We start from the raw sequence: 23,615 nt of genomic DNA, 5'->3' as shown, positions 1-23,615 counted from the left end.
GGATGTGTCACAGAGCGTGTGCCGCGCGCCATCCCAGTCCTTCCAGCGTGCCGGACTTCGGCTTGTATTCGCAGCCGATCCAGCCGGCGTAGCCGATTTCGTCGAGCATCTGGAACAGGTGGCGGTAGTTGATCTCTCCCGTGCCTGGCTCGCCGCGGCCCGGATTGTCGGCCAGCTGGATATGCCCGATGCGCGCCAGGTTCGCGCGCAGGGTGGCGGACAGCTCGCCTTCCATGCGCTGCATGTGATAGATGTCGTACTGGATGAAGATGTTGTCCGAGCCGCTCGCCGCGATCAGGTCCAGGGCCTGCTGCGTGCCGGACAGGAAGAAGCCGGGAATGTCGAAGGTGTTGATCGGTTCGATCAGCAGGCGGATGCCGCTTTCCTGCAGTGCCGCAGCGGCAAAGCGCAGGTTGTCCACCAGGGTCTGCCGGGCTTGCTCGGCGCTGGCGTCCTGCGGCGCGATGCCCGCCAGGCAGTTCACCTGGCGCACGCCCAGCGCGCTGGCGTAGCGGATGGCATCGGCCACGCCGGCGCGAAATTCCGACACGCGCGCCGGATGGCAGGCGATGCCCCGTTCGCCCGCCGCCCAGTCGCCGGCCGGCAGGTTGTGCAGCACCAGCGTCAGCGCGTGCGTCTTGAGTTGCTGGGCGATCTGCTCCACCGAGTAGCTGTAGGGGAAGAGGAATTCGACGGCGTCGAAACCGGCGTGCCGGGCCGCCGCGAAGCGCTCGAGAAACGGCAATTCGGTAAACAGCATCGTCAGGTTTGCTGCCAGTTTGCTCATGGTGTCTCCTTTATGTTGTTGAGGGACGTGCTTGGCGCCTGTCCCGGTGAATGCCTACATCTGCTGCCGGCTTTTAGTCGAGCATGGAAATGGCGGTGGGCGCGTCCAGCCTGTCGCGCGCCAGGTCCTCGAACTCGTTGACGGCGTTGATTTCCGTGCCCATCGAGATGTTCGTCACGCGTTCCAGGATGATCTCGACGATCACCGGCACGCTGTGCTCGCGCATGAAGGCACGCGCCTGCTCGATGGCCGGGCCGATCGCGTCGGGCGTGGTGACGCGGATGGCCTTGCAGCCGAGACCTTCGGCGACGGCGACATGGTCGACGCCATAGCCTTCGAGTTCGGGCGCGTTGATGTTGTCGAAGGCCAGTTGCACGCAATAATCCATGTCGAAGCCGCGCTGCGCCTGGCGGATCAGCCCCAGGTAGGAGTTGTTGACGACGATGTGCAGATAGGGCAGCTTGAACTGCGCGCCCACGGCCAGTTCCTCGATCATGAACTGGAAGTCGTAGTCGCCCGATATGCCCACTACTTCACGCGTGGGATCGGCCGCCACCACGCCCAGCGCGGCGGGAATGGTCCAGCCCAGCGGCCCGGCCTGGCCGCAGTTGATCCAGTTGCGCGGCTCGTACACGTGCAGGAACTGGGCCGCCGCGATCTGCGACAGGCCGATGGTGGTGACGTAGCGCGTGCGGCGGCCAAACACCTTGTTCATCTCTTCGTACACGCGCTGCGGCTTGACGGGCACGTTGTCGTAGTGCGTGCGGCGCTGCAGGGTGCGCTTGCGTTCCTGGCACTCCGCCACCCAGGCGGAACGGTCCTTCAGGGTGCCGGCCGCCTGCCATTCCCTGGCCACTTCCACCAGCAGCTGCAGGGCGGCGCCGGCATCCGAGACTATGCCGTAGTCGGGGCCGAAGACGCGGCCGATCTGGGTCGGCTCGATATCGATGTGCACGAAGGTGCGCCCTTTGGTGAACACGTCGACGGAACCCGTGTGGCGGTTCGCCCAGCGGTTGCCGATGCCCATGGCGAAGTCCGACGCCAGCATGCTGGCGTTGCCGTAGCGGTGGCTGGTCTGCAAGCCGACCATGCCCACCATCAGCGGATGGTCGTCGGGGATGCTGCCCCAGCCCATCAGCGTGGGGATGACCGGCACGCCCGTGATGTCGGCAAATTCCACCAGCAGTGCGGAGGCGTTGGCGTTGATGATGCCGCCGCCGGCCGTCAGCAGCGGGCGTTCGGCCGCATTCAGCATCGCCAGCGCCTTTTCCACCTGGGCGCGGCTGGCGCGCGGCTGGTACACGGGCAGCGGCTCATAGGTGTCGGGGTCGAATTCGATCTCGCCCATCTGGACGTCGAACGGCAGGTCGATCAGCACGGGGCCAGGCCGGCCCGAGCGCATCAGGTGGCAGGCCTGCTGGAACACGCGCGGCACGAGTGCCGGTTCGCGCACGGTGACGGCCCACTTGGTGACGGGTTTGGCAATGGATTCGATGTCGACCGCCTGGAAGTCTTCCTTGTACAGGCGTGCGCGGGGAGCCTGGCCGGTGATGCAGAGGATGGGGATGGAGTCGGCCTGGGCCGAGTACAGGCCCGTGATCATGTCGGTGCCGGCCGGCCCCGAGGTGCCGATGCACACGCCGATATTGCCCGGCGCGGCGCGCGTATAGCCTTCGGCCATGTGCGCGGCGCCCTCGACGTGACGGGCAAGGATGTGCTTGAGCGTGCCGCGCCGCTGCATGGCGGCATAGAAGGGATTGATGGCCGCGCCCGGGATGCCGAATGCCTGGGTCAGTCCTTCCTTTTCCAACACGTAGATTGCCGCTTCCGCCGCCGTCATTTTTGCCACGATCCGTCTCCTCAGGTGAATGCACAACACAGTGAAGGACATCGTAAGGCGAAACATGAGGTTTGATAAGATGACAAAACATCGTATGATTCGATACCTCAGGTATGCAATGAAAGGGCGTATGGATAAGCTGAAACAGATCGAGGCATTGGTCGACGCGGTCGAGCATGGCAGCCTGGCGCGCGCCGCGCTCGGGCAGAACATCACGCCCGTGATGCTGGGGCGGCGCATCGACGCGCTGGAAAAGCGCCTGGGGGTCAAGCTGCTGCACCGCAGCACGCGGCGCCTGGCCCTGACGGAGGAGGGCACGGTGTTCCTCGACCATTGCAAGACCCTGCTGTCAGACCTGGACAGCGCCGAAAAGATCATTTCGCAGGGGCGCCACAAGGCGACCGGCCACCTGGTGGTATCGGCGCCGGCCGCGTATGGCCGCATGCACGTGGCGCCGCACGCGCCCGCCTTCCTGGCCCAGCATCCGGACGTGAGGATTTCCTTCAACCTGACGGACCGCGTGGTGGACCTGGTGCGCGAAGGCTATGACGTCAGCATCCGCATCGGCGGCGCCATCGATCCCAATTTTGTCGCCGTCAAGCTGGCCGACAACCGCCGCGTGGTGTGCGCCACGCCCGACTACCTGCGCCGCCATGGCGTGCCGACGCAGCTGGACGACCTGGCGCAGCACAACTGCCTGGCCTTCAACCTGCAAGGGGGCCAGCAGCGTGGCTGGTATTTCCAGCTGAATGGCAAGCCGGTGACGATGCGCGTCGAGGGTGATCTCGATTGCAATGACGGTGAATTGCTGCACCGCTGGGCCAGCGAAGGGTTGGGCCTGGCCTGGCGCTCGACCTGGGAAATCGAGGCGCAACTGGCCAGCGGCGAGCTGGTGACGGTACTCGACGATTTTGCGCTGCCCGACTACAACATCATGGCCGTCTACCCGCAGCAGCGCCACCTGCCGGCCAAGGTGCGTTTTTTTGTCGACAGGCTCAAGGCCTTGTATGCGCAACCCGGTTACTGGATGCAAGGCTAGCCAGGGCGCGCAGCAGGCGGGCCTGGCCGAAGTGGCCGGGATTTATTGAGCGGGTGGCTGGACATGTGAAAAATTGCCCTATATAATACGGCCTCCTTTCCCTGATAGCTCAGTTGGTAGAGCGACGGACTGTTAATCCGCAGGTCCCTGGTTCGAGTCCAGGTCGGGGAGCCAGAACAAGTAGTAGCAAGGGGCCACGTGGCGACACGTGGCCCTTTTTGTTTTGTGCGAGCACAAAACCGCCGTGCATGATCGGTATCCCGCGCACGCGCCGATGTGCCGCGCTTGCCGGATACGTCACGCCATGCCTGCCTGCGGATAAGCTGGTGGCAATGACGTGCCGCTCATCCCTGTGTCAGGGATCGACAAAGACGTCGAAGCGGATATTCAGCGGGCTGCCCCAGGAAATTTCGACCCAGGCCAGGAAGCCACCGTTGTACGGGGCGATGTTGTACACCGCCATGCGCGCGGCACCAATGAAACGGTGCTGGGCGTCGGTGCTGTATTCGCTGATATTGAGGAACACGCGCGAATTGGCTTTCACGTTGGCATTGACGAAATTTACCGCGTGGAAAACACCGTTGGCGCGCCACGTGTAATACGTGGTGAAGGCGGCTGGGCTCAGGTTCAGGTCCTGGGCGGCTGCGCCTTTTGCACTTTTGCTTTCCTGCTGGACAGGCGCATCGCTGATGTTTTCGGCCAGATTGCTGCCGGTCCTGTCTTCTACTTTCATTTCCATGATGTACTCCTGATCGATAGTTTGGACGCCACACCTGTCGTCGTGCGGCTGCACGCCCCATCTGTTGCCGCGGCTGCTGGTGCCGCGTCCTGGCTGATAAGGTAGCCACCGGCCCTGAGCGTGAGCGGTCATTTATTCTAGGCGCGGACGATGGCGAAAAGTGCTTTACCCGAATGGAAAGACGGGGAAGATTTGTGCTGGCGCAAACTTGCTGCGAGCGCCGGTCGAGGTCTTTTCCCACAGGCTATTTTCCATCGCCGGCGCGCGCAAGCGGGCGGACGATGGCACAATAGGCAGGCGTGTCCTGCCGATCCAGAACCTGTTTCCCGCCTAGCCTATGCCGATACTGAACCTGAGCGCCGAAGACGATATTTATTACGAGCTGATCGACGGAGATCCGGCCAAACCCTGGCTGGTATTCCTGCACGAGGGACTCGGTTGCTGTGCGATGTGGAAAGATTTTCCAGCCCTGCTATGCCAGGCCACCGGCTGCCGCGGCCTGTTGTACGACCGTCTCGGCTATGGACAGTCCTCGCCGCTGGCCGCGCGGCGCCAGCTCCATTACCTGCACGACTATGCCTTGCGCGAGCTGCAGCAAGTGCTCACTGCGCTGATTCCCGGGCAAGACTATTTCCTTATCGGCCACTCCGATGGCGGCAGCATCGCCCTGATCCATGCGGCCCAGCAACCATGCCGCCTGCGCGGCATCATCACCGAGGCGGCCCACGTGTTCGTCGAAGACGTGACGCTGGACGGCATCCGCGAGGCCGATGCGGCGTTTGGCGCCGGCAAGCTGCGCGCGCTGGCGCGGTACCACGGAGAGAAAACGCAGGCCATCTTCAAGGCCTGGTCCGAGACGTGGCTCAGCTATGGTTTCCAGTTCTGGAATATCGAATACCTGCTGCCGTCCATCGAATGCGCGGCGCTGGTGGTGCAGGGCAGCGAAGACCGGTATGGCAGCGCGGCCCAGGTCGATGCCATCGTGGCGCGGGCACTGAATGCCGTGCCGGCCATGGTGGAACAGTGCGGCCACACGCCGCACCAGGAACAGCCTCAGGCATTGCTGGCGCTGATGGAGGGATTTTTGCATGGCCGCATGGAGGCGGCACACCCGCCGAGGCTGTCTTGAGCGCGCACCTGGCCCGCAAGCCGGACGAGGTGCCCGCGCGCGCCTGAATGCCGCTCAGTGGCAGGCGGGGTCGCTGTCCCAGCGGTCCGAGCAGATGCGCGAGCGGCACAGCATGCCCTCGATCAGGCCCAGCTGCCTGCAGCGCTGCAGCAAGCTGGCCGTTTCTTCTTCCGTCTTGCGCAGCACCACGTCGCGCGCCGCGTCCGTGCGGCTGGCCGCACCCTCTTGCCGGTGCGCATGCGCGACCATGGCCGTCAGCAGCGCGACGTCGCCGTCGCCCGCAGGCGCCACGGCGGGCTTGGGCGCCGGTGCGCGCGTCGCCGCCCGGCGTTGCGGCGCCGGCACGGCCTGCGCCGGCGACGCATCGGCCGGCCCCGCCTCATTGACGATGGTGGCCGCCGTCGCGCCCGGCCGTGCTGGCGGCACGGGGGCTGGTGCGGCCGGCGGCGGCATGCCTGCCGTGGCCGGCTTGGCGGGGGGCGCCGCGGCAGGCTCGGGCAAAGCGGCGTGCTCGCGCAGCAGCAGGAGCGCGCCAGTGGCGAGCAGCAAGCACAGGAGGCCGCCCCGCAGATGCCGCCGGCCGGGGTGCCAGCGCCGGGCCGGCGGGGCGGCCGGCGTGACGCCATGCTCCAGCTGGGACAGGATGCGGTTGCCGTCGGCCGCCGCCGCTGCCTTGTCCAGCAGGTCGGGACCGCGCCCGTGGCCGCCCGTGTTGTTCGATGCAGACAAAATATCACCTCCGGACTTGATGTAAACCGCGCCCATGCGGCGCGCGCGCGCATACGATCTGACGATACCGCCGAGCAATGCCGCAGCCTGCCGGCCGTTGATTCCGCGATCCCCCGATGCCATCAAGGAGCGCTTCATGTTCGTCGCCCTGGTCCTGATGTACTTCCTGCTCGCCTGCCTTGCCTGCTGGCTGCTGCTGTTTCCCGCAGGCCGCGCCACGCTGCTGCACACGGTGGTCAACCTGGGCTGGCGCGTGCAGCGGCGCGCGCGGCATTTGAACCGTGGCGGCGGCGCGCAATGGCGGCGCCTGCAGCGGCATGCGGGTTCCGGCCTGGCGCAGGGCTGGCTGCTGCTGTCGCGCCACCGCTGGCTGTCGCTGGCCGGCGCCCTGCTGGTCGCCGTGCCGCCGCTGCTGGCCTGGTTCTCCAGCGACCGCATCGTCCTGCGCGGCTATGCCGACCGCCAGCATGCGGTCAACGACCAGGTCAGCGACCTGCTCAGGGGCGAACAGCTGGTGCCGCCGCCGACCCTGCCGCCGCTGCTGTTTTCCAGCGCGGAAGTGACGCAGTGGCGTCCGCTGCTGGGGGGCGCCAGCCGCAACTGGCAGCTGCTCGACCCGGACTATGCGCAACGCCTGCTGCTGGTCTTCAAAATCATGAAACAGGTGCATGGCTACGACATGGTCCTGCTCGAAGGCTACCGCAGTCCCGCGCGCCAGAACCTGCTGGCCGCCGCCGGCCCGAACGTGACCAATGCCAGGGCGTTTCAGAGCTATCACCAGTACGGCCTGGCCGCCGATTGCGCGTTCATGCATGAAGGAAAGCTCATCATCTCTGAAAAAAATGCCTGGGCCATGCGCGGCTACCGCCTGTATGGCGTGACGGCCGAATCCGTCGGCCTGCGCTGGGGCGGGCGCTGGACCATGATGGATTTCGGCCATACGGAATTGCGCCAGCCCGGCGTGCTGGGAAAGTAAGCACCTGGCAAGCCGTGGCGGCGCCAGCCATTCTATCGCCGTGCGGCGGCCGCCGCCTGACAGGTGCATGCATGCTTGCGCAGCGTCAACGGCGGCGCCTCCGGTGTTTTTCAGGGCCGCCCGATACTTGTCATTTGTCAACAAAGCGCCGCTTTATTGCTGTCAGGATTGACTTGCTCCGCTGGCGTCACGGCGGCGCCGCCATTCCTGTTTTGCCGACCTCAACCGGGGCTCACCATGCTGCGACGAATTTGGTATTTCCTGAGCGATAGCCGCCACCTCACCATCCTCGGCTTCGTGGCGCTGGCCGTGTTCCTCTACCTGGGCGCCGACGCGCTGGAAGTGGCGCTGGTCTGGGTGCTGGCCTTGCTGCTGCTGGCCTTCCTGGCCTGGCTGGCCGTGCGGCTGCTGCGCCGGCGCCGCGCGCGCCGCGACGCGCAGGCGCTGGGCCAGGCCATCCTCAACCAGGCCGAGATCGCCGCCGCGCAGGCGGCCACGGCTGCCTGCGAGCAGCACGGCGAACTCGACGCCGTGCGCACGGGGATGCTGGCCGCCATCGAAACGATCAAGGGTTCCAAGCTGGGCATCAAGTCGGGTGCCGCCGCCCTGTATGAATTGCCGTGGTACATGATCATCGGCAACCCGGCCGCCGGCAAGAGCAGCGCCATCCTGCATTCCGGACTGCAGTTTCCCTTCGCCGACGGCAAGATCGTGCAAGGCGTGGGCGGCACCCGCAACTGCGACTGGTTCTTTACCACGGATGGCATCGTGCTCGACACGGCCGGCCGCTACGCGGTGGTCGACGAGCACCGCGGCGAATGGTTCGGCTTTCTGGACCTGCTGAAAAAATACCGGCGCAAGGCGCCCATCAACGGCATCATCATCGCCGTCAGCATCGCCGAACTGGGCGGCAACCCCGATGTTGGCATGCAACTGGCGCGCAGCCTGCGCAAGCGCGTGCAGGATGTGATCGAGCGGCTGGAAGTGTTCGCCCCGCTGTACATCGTCTTTACCAAGGCGGACCTGATCGCCGGCTTCACGGAATTCTTCGCCGAGTCCGAGCGCAGCGAACGCGAACGGGTCTGGGGCGCCACGATGGCGTACCGGCGCAAGCTGCCGACGGCGGACCTGCTGGCTTTTTTCGACCAGAGCTTCGATGAACTGCACGATGGCTTGACGGAGCTGAGCCTGGCGAACATGGCGCACCGGCAGCGCAGGAACATGGCGCCCGGGGTGTTTACGTTTCCGCTGGAATTTGCCGCCATCAAGCCGGCCTTGCGCGCCTTTATCGCCACCCTGTTCGAGGAAAATCCGTTCCAGTTCCAGCCCGTGTTCCGCGGCTTTTACCTGACCAGCGCGCTGCAGGAAGGCGAGCCGGTCAGTGCCTCCTCGCAGCAGGTGGCGCGCCGTTTCGACCTGGCCAGCGCGCCAGCACCGGCCGCGCCGCCGGGCCGCGCGCGCCAGCACGGCTATTTCCTGCTCGACCTGTTTCGCAAGGTGATTTTTGCCGACAAGCATCTGGTGGCCCACTATGCGAGCCGCGCCAAGGTGCGCTTCAAGTATGCCGTCTTCTTCGCGGCCACCTTGACCCTGGGCGCCTGCCTGGGCGGCTGGAGCTGGTCCTACCTGGGCAACCGGCAGCTGGTGGCCAATGTCGAGGCCGACCTGAACAAGGTGGTGCGGCTGCAGGCGCAGCGGCTGGACCTGCAGTCGCGGCTGGAAGCGCTGGACATCCTGCAGGACCGCATCGAGCAGCTGGACGCCTGGCGCACGCGGCGGCCCTGGTCCTTGCGCATGGGCCTGTACCAGGGCGAGCTGCTGGAACGCAAGCTGCGCGAAGAGTATTTCGCCGGCGCCCGCCATGTCATGCTCGAACCCGTGGTGGCCGGCCTGGAAGGCCTGCTGGCGGAAACGAACGCCAGCGCCGATCAATTGCAGCCCGTGGCACGCACGCCGCAGACGCCGGCCGCCGCGCCGGCGACGGCGGCGCGCGGCTACCAATACCAGGCCGCCTCGCCGACGAACGTGGAGGACGCCTACAACGCGCTGAAAACCTATCTGATGCTGGCCGACAAGACGCATGCGGAAAGCAGCCACCTGAACGACCAGATGACGCGCTTCTGGCGCGGCTGGCTGGAGGCAAACCGGGGCGCCATGCCGCGCGAGCAGATGATACGCAGCGCCGAACGGCTGCTGACGTTTTACCTGGCGCAGGTCAACGACCCGTCCTGGCCGCGCATCGAACAGAAGCTGGCCCTGGTCGACCAGGCGCGCGAAAACCTGCGCCGCGTGGTGCGCGGCATGCCGGCGCGCGAGCGCGTGTATGCGGACATCCGCGCGCGCGCGTCGACGCGCTTTCCCGGCATGACGGTGGCGCGCATCGTCGGCGAACAGGACCAGGCGCTGCTGGCCGGCAGCCACGCGGTGTCCGGCGCCTACACGCGCCAGGCCTGGGAACAATTCGTCGAAGGGGCGTTTCGCGACGCCGCCAACCGCGAACTGCAAAGCGCGGACTGGGTGCTGAAAAGCGCCTCCACCGACGACCTGACGCTGGAAGGCAGCCCGGAACAGATCGAGAAAAACCTGGTGGCCCTGTACAAGGCCGATTACGCGCGCGAGTGGCAAAAATTCGTCCAGGGCGTGGCCATCGCGGACCTGCGCGGCTTCGATGGCGCGGTGCAGGCCATGAACCGCCTCGGCGATCCGCAATCGTCGCCCATCGCCAAGCTGCTGACGACCATCTACCAGCAGACGTCGTGGGACAATCCGGCCTTGCGGAATGCCGAGCTGCGCAAGGCCGAGCGGGGCATCGTCGCCTGGTTCAAGGAAACCGTGCTGCGCCGCGCGCCGTCGCCGCTGACGTCGAACGCGGGGCTCGATGCGCGGCTCGATCCGGCCCGCCTGGACAAGCCGATGGGACCGGTGGGGCGCGAATTTGCCGGCGTGGGCAAGCTGGTGGCCAGCAAGGAAAACGAGGCGTCGCTGATGCGCGCCTACCTCGAGGCGCTGTCGAAACTGCGCAGCCGCCTGAACCAGCTGAAGAACCAGGGCGACGCCGGCCCGGGCGCCAAGCAGTTCATGCAGCAGACACTGGAAGGCAGCGGCTCCGAGCTGGCCGATGCGCTGAAACTGGTCGACGAGCAGATGCTCACCGGGATGAGCGACGCGCAAAAGCAGGCCATCCGCCCCATCCTCGTGCGGCCCTTGATGCAGACCTTTGCCGTCATCGTCGCGCCGGCCGAGCTGGAGGTGAACAAGACCTGGGCGGCGCAGGTATATGAGCCGTTCCAGAAGTCGCTGGCGCACAAGTATCCGTTCGCGCCTGCGGCGCGTATCGAGGCGAGCAACCTGGAAATCGGCCAGTTCTTCGGCCCGGAAGGGCTGGTGGCGAAATTCGTCACCACTTCCATGGGACCGTTGGTGGTGCGGCGCGGCGACGTGCTGGCGCCGCGCACCTGGGCCGACATGGGCATCAGCCTGGCGCCGCAGGTGGTGGCGCGCTTTCCCGGCTGGATCGCGCCGCTGGGCGCGGGCGGCGTGGCGGCCACCTCCAGCGCGGCGCAAACCGTGTTCCAGATCCAGCCGTCGCCGGCGCCCGGCACGCTGGAATACACGGTGGAGATCGACGGCCAGCAGCTACGCTACCGCAACACGCCGGCGCAGTGGACGAACATGGTCCATCCCGGCACGCAGGGGCCGTCCGGCGCCCGCATCAGCGCCGTCACCTTCGATGGACGTACGGTGGAATTGTTCAATGAGCCGGGCCAGTTCGGCCTGAAACGCATGATCGACGCGGCCAGCAAGAAGCGCAAGGACGGCGGCGTGTTCGAATTGCGCTGGACGCGAGGCGAGGTGGCCGTGGCGCTGGACCTGAAAATCACCAGCAGCGCCGAAACGACGGGGGCCGGCGCCGACGCGGCGCCGCAGGAGCAGGGCTTTCGCGGCATGAAGCTGCCCGAGACCATCGTCGGCGCGCCGGCCGCGCCGGCGGCGGCCGCGGCCATCGCCGCCGCCGGGGTGGCGCCATGATGCGCGCGTCGCAACAGGTGCGCCTGGGCTACTTTGGCAAGATTCCCGCGCGCGGCGACTTCATCAAGGCGTGCGATAACCACGCGCTGGTGCAGCTGCTCGACGACTGGCTGGCGCAGGTGATGACCGCGCTGACCGTGGAGCCGCGCTGGAAGCTCAACTACGACGCCTTGCCGCCGCTGCGCTTTGCCTTTGTCGGCACGCGCAGCCGGCGCGCCATCGCCGGGCGCCTGGAAGCGAGCAGCGACCAGTCGCACCGGCGCTTTCCCTTCATGGCCATGGGCGCGCTGGAAGTGGACGACGCCGCCACCTTCATCGCCTGCAGCCCGCTGGTGCTGGCGCCCGTGTGGGCGCGTTGCGAGCAGCTGTCGCAAGGCATCCTGGCCAGCGGCGAACCGGCGCCAGCGTTGCAGGCGCTGGCCGGCAGCGTGGTGGACATCGATCCCGCCGCCAGCCATGCGCGGCAGTTTTCCGCCTTCCTGCAGGCGCAGACGGTGCAGGACCTGCAGGCGATGCTGTCCTCGCCCGCGTTTCCCGTGACGGTGCGCGAACTGCTGCTTGGACTGGGCCTGCTGCTGCAGCCGGTGCGCCGCAGCGGCCGGCCGCGCCTGGAAAAAAGCCTGGTGCTGCCCTTGCCGCGCGATGCGGCCCGGCGCGAGCTGGTGGCCAGCCTGTGGCTGTACCTGGTGGCGCCATTCCTGCGCCAGGCCGATTTCGAGCTGGCGCTGTACTTCGCCCATCTCGATGATGCGCCGGTACTGGTGATCGGCTTTTGCGGCGCCGATCCGCATGGCTTGCGCGCGCTGATCGAGCCGCAGGCGGCCTGCGAACGCCTGGTCGTGTTCGACCAGCTCGACTGGGTCGAGGAACAGCTGGCGCAGCAGCCGGCCCTGCAGCAATTGTCGGCCTGCCTGCGGCAGGAGCGGCTGTCGCTGCATTCCGCCTGCGCCATGTTTACGGATACCTTTGCCTGAAGGACTGCGATGAAACCACGGATGCTCCTGACGCTGCTCGCCGCGCCTCTGCTCGGCGCGCCCCTGCTTGCCCACGCCCAGGCGCCGGCGCCCGCTTCGCCCATGCCGGGGCAGATCCTCGTCACGGGCACCGTCGCCGACGAAGCGGGCAAGGCGGCCGTGCTGGCGCGCCTGCGCGAGCTGTACGGCGCCGAGCGGGTGGTCGACCAGATCGCCATCGGCAACGTGGCCGTGCCCGCGAACTGGCACGCGCACGTGCAAAAACTGATCGCGCCCAACCTGAAGCTCATTTCACGGGGGCAGATCAGCATCGATGGCAACAACGTCAGCGTGCGCGGCGAGGTGGCCAACGAGGCGCAGCGCCAGCAGATCGCCAGCGACATCGCCACCAGCCTCAATCCCACGTATGTCGTCAACAATGGCTTGCGCGTCAAGGCGGCCGAGGCCGAACAGGGCATGCTCGATGCGGCGCTGGACAAGCGCATCGTCGAATTCGACAGCGGCCAGGCAAGCATCACGCCGGCCGGCCTGGCCATCCTCGACGAAATGGCGGCCGTCATGCACAAGCTCAAGGGACGCAAGGTGGAGGTGATCGGCCATACGGACAACACGGGACTGCGCGCCAGCAACCTGTCGCTGAGCCAGGCGCGCGCCGAGGCCGTGCGCAGCTACCTGGCCACCCGGGGCATCGACCCGGCGCTGGTGCTCGCTTCCGGCCAGGGACCTGACCGTCCCGTGGCCGGCAATGCCACGCCCGACGGCCGGGCGAGGAACCGGCGCATCGAGTTCAGAATCGCGCAATGAGCAGCGCGCAGTGATCAGGGCAGCGTGATGGTCAGGTGCGCCGGCCGTGGCGCCAGCTTGACCAGATCCGCATAGGCGGCCAGCGTGGCCTGCGTGCCGCGCGTCAGGTGCGAGCGCAGGCCCAGATAGGCGGCCATGGCCAGCACGGCGAAGACGCTGGACAAGACCCACAACGGCACGTCGCTGCGGCGCTTGTTGACCACCTGGTCGGGGCGTTCCGCGCGCGGCGCGAAGCCGCGGCTCCTGCCCTTGATGTGGGCGATCTCGTCGCCCAGGCGGCCGGTCAGGTAGCTGAGCTTTTCGCCGCCATCGATCGCATACTTGCCCTGGAATCCCAGCAGCAGGCACATGTGGAACACTTGCAGCGCCTGCACGCGCATGGCGCCCTTGCCGCGCAGCGCGTCGAGACGGTCGAAGAAGTGTTCGCCCGCCAGCTGGTCGCCAAAGATCAGCAGCTGCAGCGGGCGGCGCTCCCATTGCTTGCGGATGGCGAAGGGCGAGGCGAGGATGATTTCATCGACCGCCGCGCAAAATGCGTACTTGGCCGCCTCGATATCGTCGCCATCGGCGCGTATCTTTGTCGCTTCGCGCGCGAATTCGTCGAGGAAGGCCGTGATGCGTTCCATGAACCCCTGTTCGTCGCCGGGCGCCGCGCCGTTCTTCAGCAGGAACAGCATGTAGAAACCCTCATGCATCAGGTCCAGCAGCACGCTGCCGGTGCGGCCGCCGCCGCCCGGCGCCGCTCCCTTTGCTCCCAGCAGCGATGGCGCCGCGCGCCGTTCGATCAGCTGGCTCATGCCGTCACCGCGATCAGTTCCAGCTGCAGGTCGCGTATGCCGGCCGGCACGTACACGGCAATCGACTGCGCCTTGAGCATCTGTTCGTACAGCACGCCGCGGTTTTCAATCGCAAAATAATAGGTGTCGGGACGCACGGGAATGGCGGCCGGCACCTGCGGCGCGTGCGACAGCTTTGCCCCGGGCATGGCCGACAGCACGCATTTTTCCACGTCGTCCGGCGCACCGACTTTCACGCGCAGCGGCACCACCTCCACCAGCTCGATGGCGGGCATGGCGGCGCGGATGGCCAGGTACAGGGTGGTGTGCTGGTCGATCTTGCCCGAATCGAGCTTGCCCAGGTGGTAGGACGGCTTGTCTTCGAGCAGGGCGATGGAAAAATACTTGGACGAGATGACCGTGTCGAGCAGCTCGCGGATGATGGCGTCGATGGCGTCAAAGCAGGCGCCGGGCTGCGCATGGTCGTACGCGGGCAGGCTGGCCAGCGTGTAGTGCCGCGAGTAGCTGAGCAGGCCGCCCGCCAGCGCCAGCAGCGCCTCGTACAGGCGTTCCGGATGCAGGGCCGGATGGCGCACATAGTGCATCAGCACGGCGGCCGCCGTGCTCACCGTGTGCAGCAGCCAGAACGAGGAGACGTCTCCCGAGCGGAACTCGATCACGTTGCGGCTCGGTTCGCGGTGGTGGCCATGCAGCGCGCCCGCCTTGGCCTGCAGCGCGTCGAGCAGGTGCTCGAGCAGGCCTTGCAGGCGCGGCGCGCCGGTGATCGCCAGGCTGGGCGCCATGAACGACGGCACCGGCTCGAAACCGCCCGACACGGTGCGCCGCAGCGCGATCAGCGGCAGGCAGTCGTAGGAGCCGCGCGCCTCGCTGTCGGGAATCAGGCGCACGGTCTTTTTCAGGTAGGCCACGTCGGCCACGGCCGATTCGGTGTACAGGTCGGGCGTGGCGCGCATGGCGTGCACATAGCGGGTGGACGGCGGCGTGCCGGCCGGCGCGCCCGCTCCTTGCTGCTGCGCCGTGTAGTTCATGCCTTCGCGGTTCAGGATCGGCAGGGCCGCGTAATACGTCACTTCCTGCACCGCCGGCGGCAACGCCTGCAGGTCGACGGGCGGGGGCAGGGCATCGCTGCCGGGCGCGCCGTCGCCCGCCGCGTCGAACACTTCGCCATCGCGGAAAATCGCCGACAGCGCGTGCAGGCGCAGGGTCCCCGTCCTGAGCGCCGCCAGGTCCCATTCCATGTGCGCCACGCCCCACAGATAGGGATGCAGGGCGCTGGCCGTGCGGTGCAGCCGCGCTTCGTGGTATTGATCCTGGCGCTGGAAATGCTGCGGCCGCAAGAACAGGCCTTCTCCCCACAGGACTTTCGCTGCCATGCCCATCGTGTTCTCCTCGAGTGTATGCCGCGACGGCAGGCGCCGAAGCCGGTTGATCATTGGATTACTGGCAGCGCGGCGCCGACTGCGCTGCCACGCCGCCGCCCACGCTCAGCGCGCAGGCATGCAGGCCGACGGTGATGCCGCCGCGTTCCGCATCGGCGGCGGCGAAGGTGGCGCGCCAGCGCTGCGCGGCGGGCGCGCGGAACAGGGCCACCACGCCGATGAAATACGCTTCCTTGCTGACTTTTTCCAGCACTTCGTAGCGCTGGCCCGGCACCAGCAGCACCTCCTTGACTTCCATCAGGTCGGGCCCCAGCGCCGCCTTTTCCTTTTGCGCATCGAGGAAGCTGTCGTACGGCGCCTGCTCGAAGGCGGCGCTCTGGCGCAGCTTGTAGATGCGCGCCACCAGCGCCAGCGGCCGGCCCTGCGGATCGGCATTCAGGCGGCTGCCGGCGTGCAGGCGGATCTGGATGCTGCGCGGCGGCTGCTGCGCTTCGGGCAGCGCCGGCGGCGGCCTGGCCATGCCCGTCATCTGCAGCGCCGCGTTGGCAAGCGTGCCGATGGCGCCGCCGGCGCAGCCGGCCAGCGGCGGCAGGAGCACAAGGCACAGCGCGGTGGCGCATGATCGCAGGCGGAGCAGGGCGGCAACATGCATGCTGGTTCAGCCTTCGCAAAAGAGCATGATTGGAAGAAAGTGTTGCAGCCATTTAAACGCATGCCCGAGCGTCCTGCTTGCGCTGGCGCAAATGCTGCCATCGATCGGTGGCATTCCTGCGCCAGATCAGCTTTTCCAGAGGTTGCCGCCAGGTTGAAATGGAACTTCTTCTTTGCTGATTAATCTCAATTTGGTAAAAATGTCTGCAGTCAATAATGGCCTCCACCAAGGCGCCGCCCATCTTTCCTAGCGGTAGCGTCCTCCACGTGAAGGAGTGCCGAGATGAAGCCAGCCCCCCAGTTGTCCCCGCAGTCAGCGCGCATCCTGCCGCGTATCGCCGGCCTTGCCGCCGCCCTCGTGCTGTCCGCCTGCGCCACGCCGGAAAAAGCACCCGCCAAGCCGACGCCGGCGCCGACCCTGGCGCAAGTCATGAGTGACGCCGATGCCGCCGCGCGGGGCGGCCAGTACGAGCGCGCCGTGAGCCTGCTCAAGGGCGGCGGCGGCAGCTACCCGGCCGACAAGGCGCCGTGGCTGCAGCTGGCGCAGATGGCATTCGACCGTGGCCAGTACGGCGACGCCATCGGCCATGCGCTCGAGGCGCTGGAGCGCGATCCCGACGACAAGGTCGCCAACAGCATCGTCGCCGTCAGCGGGCTGCGCCTGTCGGGCAAGGCGCTGGCCGACCTGTCGCGGCAAAACAACCTGAACGGCTCGCTGCGTTCGGAAGCGCAGGAGCTGGCCAAGCTGCTGCGCGCCAGCATCGGCGAGGAAGTGCTGGTGCCGCCAGCCAGGCGTCCCGCCGCCGGCAAGCGCGGCGCCGGTTCCGGCGCGCCGGCAGCCAAGGCCAGCGCGCCGCAGGGCGGCGCGGCCGATCCCTTCAGCGGCCTGAAATAAGCGCTTGCCGCCAGCCTGGCGCCGGCGTGGCGCCACCCACCATTTTGCGAAGGAAAACCACATGGCCAAGTCCGACAGTGTCCAGAAGCGCCTGCAAAAGGTACGCGCGCCGCGCGTGCAGATGACCTATGACGTCGAGATCGGCGACGCGATCGAGAACAAGGAGTTGCCCTTCGTGGTCGGCGTGCTGGGCGACTTTGGCGGCAACCCGGACAGCGAAAAAAAACGCCTGAAGGACCGCAAGTTCGTCGCCATCGACAGCGACAATTTCGACGAGGTGCTGGGCAGCGTGGCGCCGGCGGCGCGCTTCAACGTGCGCAACCGCCTCGGCGGCGAGGACGGCACCTTCCCCGTCGAGCTGCACTTTCGCTCGATGGACGACTTCCGTCCCGAATCGGTGGTGCGCCAGGTCGAGCCGCTGCGCAAGCTGCTCGAAGCGCGCACCAAGCTGGCCGACTTGCGCAACAAGCTGGCGGGCAACGACAAGCTGGAAGACCTGCTGACGGAAGTGCTCAACAACACCGACAGCCTGGCTGCCCTGCAACCGCTGCGCCCTGTCCAGGAGGATTGAGATGAACGCCCAGGCAGAAATGAATGCGGTCGCGCCGGCGGCGGCCACGAACGACTTGCTGGACCAGATCGTCGAACAGAGCCGGGTGGCCAAGTCCGGCGCCGAACATGCGCGCGCGCGCGACCTGATCTCGGAACTGGTGGCGCAAGTGCTGGACGGCACGGTGCTGATGTCGCACAGCCTGTCGGCCACGCTCGACGCGCGCGTGGCGGAAATCGACAGCCTGATTTCCGCGCAGCTCAGCGAAGTGATGCACACGGCGCCGTTCCAGCAGCTGGAACAAAGCTGGACCGGCCTGCATTACCTGGTCGGCAATTCGGATACCGGCACGCGCCTGCAGATCCGCATGTTCAACGCCACCAAGCGCGAGCTGGTGAAGGACTTCCAGTCGGCGCTGGAGTTCGACCAGAGCAGCATGTTCAAGAAGATCTACGAAGAGGAATTCGGCACCTTCGGCGGCGCGCCGTTTGCCGCGCTGCTGGGCGACTTCGCCATCTCGCGCCAGCCGGAAGACATGTATTTCGTCGAGCAGATGTCGCACATCGCCGCCGCCGCGCATGCGCCCTTCATCGCCTCGGCCGCGCCGGAGCTGTTCGGCCTGGAAAGCTACGGCGACCTGGGCAAGCCGCGCGACCTGGCCAAGGTGTTCGACACCATCGAGTACGCCAAATGGAAGGCCTTCCGCGAATCCGAGGACGCGCGCTACGTGGGCCTGACCCTGCCGCGCTTCCTGGGCCGCCTGCCCTTCAATCCGGTCGACGGCACCACCGTGGAAGGCTTCAATTTCATCGAGGAAGTCGACGGCAGCGACCATCAAAAATACCTGTGGTGCAATGCCGCGTATGCGTTTGGCAGCAAGCTCACGCGCGCCTTTGCCGACTATGGCTGGTGCGCCGCCATCCGCGGCGTCGAAGGCGGCGGCCTGGTGGACGACCTGCCCACGCATACCTTCAAGACGGACGAGGGCGACGTGGCGCTGAAATGCCCGGCCGAAGTGGCCATCACCGACCGCCGCGAAAAGGAATTGTCGGACCTGGGCTTCATCTCGCTGGTGCACTGCAAGAACACGGCGTATGCCGCCTTCTTCGGTGCCCAGTCGACGCAGAAGAGCCGCAAGTACAACAGCGATGCGGCCAATGCGAACGCGGTGCTGTCTTCGCAGCTGCAGTACATCTTTGCCGTCTCGCGCATCGCCCACTACATGAAGGCCATGATGCGCGACAAGATCGGCAGCTTTGCCGCCGCCGCCAACGTGGAGGAATTCCTGAACCGCTGGCTGATGACCTATGTGCTGCTCGACGATAACGCCAGCCAGGAACAGAAGGCGCAGTTCCCGCTGCGCGAGGCGTCGGTGCAGGTGCATGAAGTGCCGGGCCGCCCCGGCGTGTACCGCGCCGTGTCCTTCCTGCGGCCGCACTTCCAGCTCGATGAATTATCCGTTTCGCTCCGACTGGTCGCGGAGTTGCCGAAGTCGACCAATAGCTGACCCATCCGATCATCTTTCAACCACAGGAGCACACCATGGCAATCGATGTATATCTGCAGATAGACGGCATCAAGGGCGAATCGACCGATGACAAGCACAAGGACTGGATCGAGTGCAAATCCGTCAGCTGGAGCGTGGAGCAGCCGAAGTCCGCCACCGCATCGACGGGCGGCGGGCATACGGCCGAACGCTGCGAGCACAAGGACATCGTCATCTCGAAGCTGGCCGACCTGTCTTCGCCGGTGCTGCTGCAGACCTGCTCGGCCGGCAAGACCATCCCCAAGGCGCGCTTCGAATTCATGCGCGCCGATGGCCAGGGCGAACGCGTCAAGTACTTTGAAATCGAGATCGAGAACGTGCTGATCGGCGCCGTCACGCCGAACGTGGAAGAAGGCGACATCCTGGGCGAACATGTGGGCTTCAAGTTCTCGAAAGTGAAGTGGAAATACACGCAGCAAAAGGTGACCGGCGGCGCCGGCGGCAATACCTCGGGCGGCTGGGACCTGGCCGCGAACCGCATCGCCTGATGCGGCTTGCGCGGCAGGCGGCGGCAATGCGCCATCGCCTGCCGCCGATTTTTCAGGAGCGCGCATGGACAGTTATGTGCCGGGATTGTTCGACCGGCTGATGGGGGAAGCGCCGCCCTCCGGCGCGGGCGCGGTGGCGCGCCTGTCGCTGGAACAGCTGAAGGACGCGGTGGCGCGCGATCTCGAGGAATTGCTCAACACGCGCGTGGCCTTGCCTGCCGGCGCGCTCGACGCCTACCCGGAATGCGCGGCCTCCATCGTCAATTATGGCCTCATCGACTTTGCCGGCATGTGCCTGTCCAGCAGCGATGACCGCGCGCGCATCTGCGCTGCGCTGAAGGCGGCCATCGAACGCCACGAACCGCGCCTGCGCAACGTGCGCGCGCGGCTGGAACGCGAGGCGGGCGCGATCAACCGCGTCAGCTTCGTCATCAGCGCCACGCTGGCCGTATATCCCGCCTGCGAGGCGGTCAATTTCGACGCCGTGCTGCAGCCGTCGTCGCTGCGCTATTCGATCAACCGCAAGGGAGCCGCCGCATGAGCCACAACCTGAAAACCCTGATCGCCAAACTCAATGACACGGCCCGCGCGGCCGCCACGCGCGCCGCCGGCATCTGCGTGGGGCTGGGCCAGTATGAAGTCGATATCGAGCACCTGTTCCTGGCCTTGCTGGAGCAGGAGCGCAGCGATTTCGTCGTTATCGCGCGGCGCAGCGACATCAGCCTGGCGGCGCTGGAAGCGGACCTGCGCCGCGAGATCGGCAATTTCCGCACGGGCAGCGCGCGCACGCCCGTGTTTTCGCCGCACCTGCCGCTGCTGTTCGAACACGCGTGGCTGATCGCTTCGCTCGATACGGCGCGGCCAGGACCCATCCGCAGCCGGCATCTGCTGCTGGCGCTGCTGACGGAACCGGAACTGTCGCAGCTGGCATACCGCGGCTCGAAGCTGTTCGCGCGCTTCAGCATGGAACAGCTGAAGCATCATCCCGACAAGCTGACAGCCGGCTCGCAAGAGGAAAACGCGGCAATGCCGGCGTGCGCCGAGGCGCCGGCCGGCGACGGCGCCGACGCCGCCACCGTCCTGGCGCCGAAGACGCCCGCGCTGGAGCAGTTCACCACCGACCTGACGCAGCTGGCGCGCGACGGCAAGCTCGATCCCGTGATCGGCCGCGAGGCGGAGATACGCCAGGCCGTCGACATCCTGCTGCGCCGCCGCCAGAACAATCCGATACTCACGGGCGAGGCGGGCGTGGGCAAGACGGCCGTGGTGGAAGGCCTGGCCCTGCGCATCGCCGCCGGCGACGTGCCCCAGGTGCTGCAGGGCGCGCGCATCCACGCGCTCGACATGGGCTTGCTGCAGGCCGGCGCCAGCGTGAAGGGCGAGTTCGAAAGCCGCCTGAAGAACGTCATCGATGAAGTGACGCAAAGCCCGCATCCCGTCATCCTCTTCATCGACGAGGCGCACACCATGATAGGCGCCGGCGGCCAGGCGGGGCAGAACGATGCGGCCAACCTGCTGAAACCGGCGCTGGCGCGCGGCGCCCTGCGCACCATCGCCGCCACCACCTGGAGCGAGTACAAGAAGTATTTTGAAAAGGATGCGGCCCTGGCGCGGCGCTTCCAGGTGGTCAAGGTGGAAGAGCCGGGCGAGGACATCGCCTGCGCCATGCTGCGCGCCATGGCGCCGCTGATGGAGCGCCATTTCGGCATCCGCGTGCGCGACGCCGCCATAGTCGAAGCGGTGCGCCTGTCGCACCGCTACATCAGCGGCCGCCAGCTGCCCGACAAGGCCATCAGCGTGCTCGATACGGCCTGCGCCCAGGTGGCGCTGGGCCAGAGCGCCACGCCGGCGCAGCTGGAAAACGCCAGCCGCCTGCACGAGCGCATCGCCGCGGAAATCGCCGCGCTGGCCCGCGAGGCGGCCGACGGCGAAGCGGCGGACAAGGCCGGCGCGGCGCGCCTGGCCCAGCTGCGGCGCGAGGAGGAACAGGCGCAGGCGCGGATCGCCGCCCTGGCGCAGCGCTGGGAGCGCGAAAAGGCGCTGGTGGCGCAGATCGGCGCCTTGCGCGCGCAGTTGCGGGAAGAACGCCCGGGCGAGGGCGGCGCGGCAACCCTGCTGGCGCTGAAAGAGGAGCTGGCGGCGCTGCAGGGCGAGGCGCCGCTGACGCCGCTGGAAGTCGATGCGCAGGCGGTGGCCGGCATCGTCGCCGGCTGGACCGGCATCCCGCTGGGGAAAATGCTCAAGGACGAGATCCGCACGGTGCTGGGGCTGGGCGGCGCGTTGCGCGAGCGGGTGCTGGGACAGGATCATGTCGTCGACGCGGTGGCGCAGCGCGTGCGCACGGCGCGCGCCAACCTGGACGACCCGGACAAGCCGCAAGCCGTCTTCCTGTTCACGGGACCGTCCGGCACGGGCAAGACGGAGATGGCGCTGGCGCTGGCCGACTTGCTGTACGGCGGCGAGCGCAAGCTGATCACCCTGAACATGAGCGAGTACCAGGAAGCGCACAGCGTGGCGGGCCTGAAGGGGTCGCCGCCCGGCTATGTCGGCTATGGCGAGGGCGGCGTGCTGACGGAGGCCGTGCGGCGCCAGCCCTACAGCGTGGTGCTGCTCGACGAGGCGGAAAAAGCCCATCCCGACGTGCTGGAACTGTTCTTCCAGGTGTTCGACAAGGGCGTGCTCGACGATGCGGAGGGGCGCGAAGTCGATTTCAGGAACACCATCATCATCGCCACCTCGAACCTGGGCTCGGGCGCCATGATGGCGGCCTGCCTGAACCAGCCGGCCGACGCCATGCCGAGCCCCGCCGCGCTGGAGGAACTGGTGCGCCCGCAACTGGCGCGCCACTTCAAGCCGGCCTTCCTGGGGCGCCTGGCAGTGCTGCCCTTCTACCCCTTGAGCGACGCCGTGCTGGCGCAGATCATCGGCCTGAAGCTGGCGCGCATCGGCCAGCGCATCGCGCGCAACCACCAGGCGCAATTCAGCCACGACGCGGCGCTGGTCGAGGCGGTGCTGGCGCGCTGCACGGAAGTCGATTCGGGCGCGCGCAATGTCGACCATATCCTCAACGGCAGCGTGCTGCCCGAGATCGCCGAAGCGGTGCTGGCGCGCATGGCGGCCGGGGAAGCCGTGGCCAGCATCCGCGTCGGCGCGAACCGGCAGGGGCAGTTCAAATACGCGATCAAGTAATGCCACCCGTCGGAGAACGCCATGTTCCATCTCGAGCAGTTGCTACAACCGGTCAGCGCCGTGCAGCCGTGCGGCGAGGACATCACCTTCAGCCAGGAGCTCGACGCCATCGCGCGCGCGCGCCAGCACGACGATCCCAGCCTCGACCAGGGCGAGTGGGTGGTGGCGCTGAAGGAGGCCGACTGGCCGTTCGTGGCGACGCGCTGCGAGCAGCTGATCGCGTCGCGCAGCAAGGATCTGCGCATCGCCGTGTGGCTGGCCGAGGCGCAGGCCAGGACGCGGCATTTCAGGGGCCTGGGCGATGCTTACGCGCTGCTGGCGGGCCTGTGCGAGCGCTACTGGGACGGCCTGTACCCGCTGGCGGAAGAGGGCGACCATGAACAGCGCATCGGCAACCTGTACTGGCTGCTGGCGCGCACGCCGCAACTGCTGCGCGAGATACCGCTCACGGACGGCGCCGACGGCCGGTTTTCACTGCAGGATTTCGATGCGGCGCGCCAGCGCGCGGCCGCCAGCCAGGCGCAGGACGGATCGGAGCAGGGCTGGAGCGATGCGCGCCGCGACGCGGCGCCGGCCCTGGCGCAGATGGAGGCGGCGCGGCAGAAAAATCCGCGCGCGTTTTCCGACGGCCTGCTGGCCGATGCGCAGTACTGCATGCAGTCGCTGCTGGCGCTGGAGCGCTGCATCGATGCGCGCGTCGGTGCCGACGGGCCGAGTTTCCGCGCCGCCCGCGATGCGCTGGAAGACGTCATCCATTTCATCGCGCCGCTGGCGCCCGACGCGGACTTTGCCGATGCCTTGCCGGGCGCGGCGCCGGCGTCCGGCCCCGGCGGCGCCATCGTGCAGCGGCAGCAGGCGCTGGCCCAGCTGCGCCAGGTGGCCGACTTCTTCCGCCGCACGGAGCCGCACAGTCCCGTCGCCTACCTGGCCGACAAGGCGGCCAGCTGGGGCGAACTGCCGCTGCACCTGTGGCTGCGCGCCGTCGTCAAGGACCAGGGCACGCTGGCGCAGCTCGACGAGATGCTGGGCACGGGCGGCGCGCACGACTGATTTTGCCGGCGGCGTTTCATGCTA

20 protein-coding genes and 1 tRNA gene are annotated in these 23,615 nt (G+C 67.2%); 14 read left to right on the top strand and 7 right to left on the bottom strand.

Annotated features, from left to right (window positions below):
- Positions 1 to 7: 7 nt before the first annotated feature.
- Together hyi and gcl are read right to left on the bottom strand one after the other, a co-directional pair.
- Positions 8 to 787 carry a hydroxypyruvate isomerase gene (gene hyi, locus AC3RCJ_RS21515; protein WP_492965032.1) on the bottom strand — a complete coding sequence of 260 codons (780 nt, stop codon included), beginning with the start codon at positions 785 to 787 and terminating at the stop codon, positions 8 to 10.
- 73 nt (positions 788 to 860) lie between these two features.
- Complete coding sequence (gene gcl, locus AC3RCJ_RS21510) at positions 861 to 2,636, bottom strand: glyoxylate carboligase (protein ID WP_492965031.1); 1,776 nt, start codon at positions 2,634 to 2,636, stop codon at positions 861 to 863.
- A gap of 121 nt (positions 2,637 to 2,757) precedes the next feature.
- Between gcl and AC3RCJ_RS21505 the strand changes: the two genes are divergently transcribed.
- Together AC3RCJ_RS21505 and AC3RCJ_RS21500 are read left to right on the top strand one after the other, a co-directional pair.
- Positions 2,758 to 3,666, top strand: coding sequence for a LysR family transcriptional regulator (locus AC3RCJ_RS21505; protein ID WP_492965030.1), 909 nt, complete (start codon positions 2,758 to 2,760; stop codon positions 3,664 to 3,666).
- Between the two features lie 98 nt (positions 3,667 to 3,764).
- A tRNA-Asn gene (locus tag AC3RCJ_RS21500) sits at positions 3,765 to 3,840 on the top strand.
- Between the two features lie 181 nt (positions 3,841 to 4,021).
- Here the strand turns inward: AC3RCJ_RS21500 and AC3RCJ_RS21495 are convergent.
- Positions 4,022 to 4,537 carry a hypothetical protein gene (locus tag AC3RCJ_RS21495; protein ID WP_492965029.1) on the bottom strand — a complete coding sequence of 172 codons (516 nt, stop codon included), beginning with the start codon at positions 4,535 to 4,537 and terminating at the stop codon, positions 4,022 to 4,024.
- Positions 4,538 to 4,742: 205 nt separating this feature from the next.
- On the opposite strand from AC3RCJ_RS21495, the gene AC3RCJ_RS21490 reads away from it, so the two are divergent.
- The gene (locus AC3RCJ_RS21490; RefSeq protein ID WP_492965028.1) at positions 4,743 to 5,534 is read left to right on the top strand and encodes an alpha/beta fold hydrolase; all 792 of its coding nucleotides are present in this window, start codon (positions 4,743 to 4,745) and stop codon (positions 5,532 to 5,534) included.
- Positions 5,535 to 5,588: 54 nt separating this feature from the next.
- Here AC3RCJ_RS21490 and AC3RCJ_RS21485 read toward each other — a convergent pair whose 3' ends face one another.
- Positions 5,589 to 6,263 carry a hypothetical protein gene (locus AC3RCJ_RS21485; protein ID WP_492965138.1) on the bottom strand — a complete coding sequence of 225 codons (675 nt, stop codon included), beginning with the start codon at positions 6,261 to 6,263 and terminating at the stop codon, positions 5,589 to 5,591.
- Between the two features lie 136 nt (positions 6,264 to 6,399).
- Here AC3RCJ_RS21485 and AC3RCJ_RS21480 point away from each other — a divergent pair, with 136 nt between their 5' ends.
- From AC3RCJ_RS21480 to AC3RCJ_RS21465, 4 genes are all read left to right on the top strand, one after another.
- Positions 6,400 to 7,239 carry a M15 family metallopeptidase gene (locus AC3RCJ_RS21480; protein ID WP_492965136.1) on the top strand — a complete coding sequence of 280 codons (840 nt, stop codon included), beginning with the start codon at positions 6,400 to 6,402 and terminating at the stop codon, positions 7,237 to 7,239.
- A 237-nt stretch (positions 7,240 to 7,476) separates the two neighbouring features.
- Positions 7,477 to 11,268 (top strand): type VI secretion system membrane subunit TssM, encoded by a 3,792-nt coding sequence (gene tssM, locus AC3RCJ_RS21475; protein ID WP_492965134.1) that lies wholly within the window; start codon positions 7,477 to 7,479, stop codon positions 11,266 to 11,268.
- Entirely contained in the window at positions 11,265 to 12,242 is a 978-nt protein-coding gene (tagF, locus tag AC3RCJ_RS21470) for a type VI secretion system-associated protein TagF (protein ID WP_492965132.1), read from the top strand. The genes tssM and tagF overlap by 4 nt, the downstream gene beginning before the upstream one ends.
- A gap of 9 nt (positions 12,243 to 12,251) precedes the next feature.
- A complete protein-coding gene (locus AC3RCJ_RS21465) occupies positions 12,252 to 13,046 on the top strand; it encodes an OmpA family protein (protein WP_492964420.1) in 795 nt (264 codons plus the stop codon).
- Between the two features lie 14 nt (positions 13,047 to 13,060).
- Here AC3RCJ_RS21465 and icmH read toward each other — a convergent pair whose 3' ends face one another.
- The 3 genes from icmH to tssJ are packed head-to-tail and all read right to left on the bottom strand — an operon-like array spanning position 13,061 to position 15,874.
- Entirely contained in the window at positions 13,061 to 13,843 is a 783-nt protein-coding gene (gene icmH, locus AC3RCJ_RS21460) for a type IVB secretion system protein IcmH/DotU (RefSeq protein WP_492964419.1), read from the bottom strand.
- Complete coding sequence (gene tssK / locus AC3RCJ_RS21455) at positions 13,840 to 15,222, bottom strand: type VI secretion system baseplate subunit TssK (RefSeq protein WP_492964418.1); 1,383 nt, start codon at positions 15,220 to 15,222, stop codon at positions 13,840 to 13,842. The genes icmH and tssK overlap by 4 nt, the downstream gene beginning before the upstream one ends.
- Positions 15,223 to 15,280: 58 nt before the next feature.
- Positions 15,281 to 15,874: a type VI secretion system lipoprotein TssJ gene (gene tssJ, locus AC3RCJ_RS21450; RefSeq protein WP_492964417.1), complete on the bottom strand. Its 594-nt coding sequence runs from the start codon at positions 15,872 to 15,874 to the stop codon at positions 15,281 to 15,283.
- A 282-nt stretch (positions 15,875 to 16,156) separates the two neighbouring features.
- Between tssJ and AC3RCJ_RS21445 the strand changes: the two genes are divergently transcribed.
- The 7 genes from AC3RCJ_RS21445 (at position 16,157) to tssA (ending at position 23,591) form a co-directional block, all read left to right on the top strand.
- Complete coding sequence (locus AC3RCJ_RS21445; protein ID WP_492964416.1) at positions 16,157 to 16,768, top strand: hypothetical protein; 612 nt, start codon at positions 16,157 to 16,159, stop codon at positions 16,766 to 16,768.
- A gap of 61 nt (positions 16,769 to 16,829) precedes the next feature.
- A complete protein-coding gene (gene tssB, locus AC3RCJ_RS21440; protein ID WP_492964415.1) occupies positions 16,830 to 17,339 on the top strand; it encodes a type VI secretion system contractile sheath small subunit in 510 nt (169 codons plus the stop codon).
- A 1-nt stretch (position 17,340) separates the two neighbouring features.
- Positions 17,341 to 18,825 (top strand): type VI secretion system contractile sheath large subunit, encoded by a 1,485-nt coding sequence (tssC, locus tag AC3RCJ_RS21435; RefSeq protein WP_492964414.1) that lies wholly within the window; start codon positions 17,341 to 17,343, stop codon positions 18,823 to 18,825.
- A gap of 35 nt (positions 18,826 to 18,860) precedes the next feature.
- Positions 18,861 to 19,352 (top strand): Hcp family type VI secretion system effector, encoded by a 492-nt coding sequence (locus AC3RCJ_RS21430; protein ID WP_492964413.1) that lies wholly within the window; start codon positions 18,861 to 18,863, stop codon positions 19,350 to 19,352.
- Between the two features lie 64 nt (positions 19,353 to 19,416).
- Positions 19,417 to 19,893 carry a type VI secretion system baseplate subunit TssE gene (gene tssE, locus AC3RCJ_RS21425; protein WP_492964412.1) on the top strand — a complete coding sequence of 159 codons (477 nt, stop codon included), beginning with the start codon at positions 19,417 to 19,419 and terminating at the stop codon, positions 19,891 to 19,893.
- Entirely contained in the window at positions 19,890 to 22,541 is a 2,652-nt protein-coding gene (gene tssH / locus AC3RCJ_RS21420; RefSeq protein ID WP_492964411.1) for a type VI secretion system ATPase TssH, read from the top strand. The genes tssE and tssH overlap by 4 nt, the downstream gene beginning before the upstream one ends.
- A 21-nt stretch (positions 22,542 to 22,562) precedes the next feature.
- Positions 22,563 to 23,591 (top strand): type VI secretion system protein TssA, encoded by a 1,029-nt coding sequence (gene tssA, locus AC3RCJ_RS21415; protein WP_492964410.1) that lies wholly within the window; start codon positions 22,563 to 22,565, stop codon positions 23,589 to 23,591.
- Positions 23,592 to 23,615: the final 24 nt, after the last annotated feature.

The organism is Janthinobacterium sp. GW822-FHT07H11 (assembly GCF_058798615.1).
This window is presented reverse-complemented; position numbering and strand designations above follow the sequence as displayed.

Bases quoted from the DNA above. Each gene is read 5' to 3' on its own strand.
- hyi (WP_492965032.1), bottom strand. From the start codon at position 787: ATGAGCAAACTGGCAGCAAACCTGACGATGCTGTTTACCGAATTGCCG.
- AC3RCJ_RS21505 (WP_492965030.1), top strand. From the start codon at position 2,758: ATGGATAAGCTGAAACAGATCGAGGCATTGGTCGACGCGGTCGAGCAT.
- AC3RCJ_RS21495 (WP_492965029.1), bottom strand. From the start codon at position 4,537: ATGACCGCTCACGCTCAGGGCCGGTGGCTACCTTATCAGCCAGGACGC.
- AC3RCJ_RS21490 (WP_492965028.1), top strand. From the start codon at position 4,743: ATGCCGATACTGAACCTGAGCGCCGAAGACGATATTTATTACGAGCTG.
- AC3RCJ_RS21480 (WP_492965136.1), top strand. From the start codon at position 6,400: ATGTTCGTCGCCCTGGTCCTGATGTACTTCCTGCTCGCCTGCCTTGCC.
- tssM (WP_492965134.1), top strand. From the start codon at position 7,477: ATGCTGCGACGAATTTGGTATTTCCTGAGCGATAGCCGCCACCTCACC.
- tagF (WP_492965132.1), top strand. From the start codon at position 11,265: ATGATGCGCGCGTCGCAACAGGTGCGCCTGGGCTACTTTGGCAAGATT.
- AC3RCJ_RS21465 (WP_492964420.1), top strand. From the start codon at position 12,252: ATGAAACCACGGATGCTCCTGACGCTGCTCGCCGCGCCTCTGCTCGGC.
- icmH (WP_492964419.1), bottom strand. From the start codon at position 13,843: ATGAGCCAGCTGATCGAACGGCGCGCGGCGCCATCGCTGCTGGGAGCA.
- tssK (WP_492964418.1), bottom strand. From the start codon at position 15,222: ATGGGCATGGCAGCGAAAGTCCTGTGGGGAGAAGGCCTGTTCTTGCGG.
- tssJ (WP_492964417.1), bottom strand. From the start codon at position 15,874: ATGCATGTTGCCGCCCTGCTCCGCCTGCGATCATGCGCCACCGCGCTG.
- AC3RCJ_RS21445 (WP_492964416.1), top strand. From the start codon at position 16,157: ATGAAGCCAGCCCCCCAGTTGTCCCCGCAGTCAGCGCGCATCCTGCCG.
- tssB (WP_492964415.1), top strand. From the start codon at position 16,830: ATGGCCAAGTCCGACAGTGTCCAGAAGCGCCTGCAAAAGGTACGCGCG.
- tssC (WP_492964414.1), top strand. From the start codon at position 17,341: ATGAACGCCCAGGCAGAAATGAATGCGGTCGCGCCGGCGGCGGCCACG.
- AC3RCJ_RS21430 (WP_492964413.1), top strand. From the start codon at position 18,861: ATGGCAATCGATGTATATCTGCAGATAGACGGCATCAAGGGCGAATCG.
- tssE (WP_492964412.1), top strand. From the start codon at position 19,417: ATGGACAGTTATGTGCCGGGATTGTTCGACCGGCTGATGGGGGAAGCG.
- tssH (WP_492964411.1), top strand. From the start codon at position 19,890: ATGAGCCACAACCTGAAAACCCTGATCGCCAAACTCAATGACACGGCC.
- tssA (WP_492964410.1), top strand. From the start codon at position 22,563: ATGTTCCATCTCGAGCAGTTGCTACAACCGGTCAGCGCCGTGCAGCCG.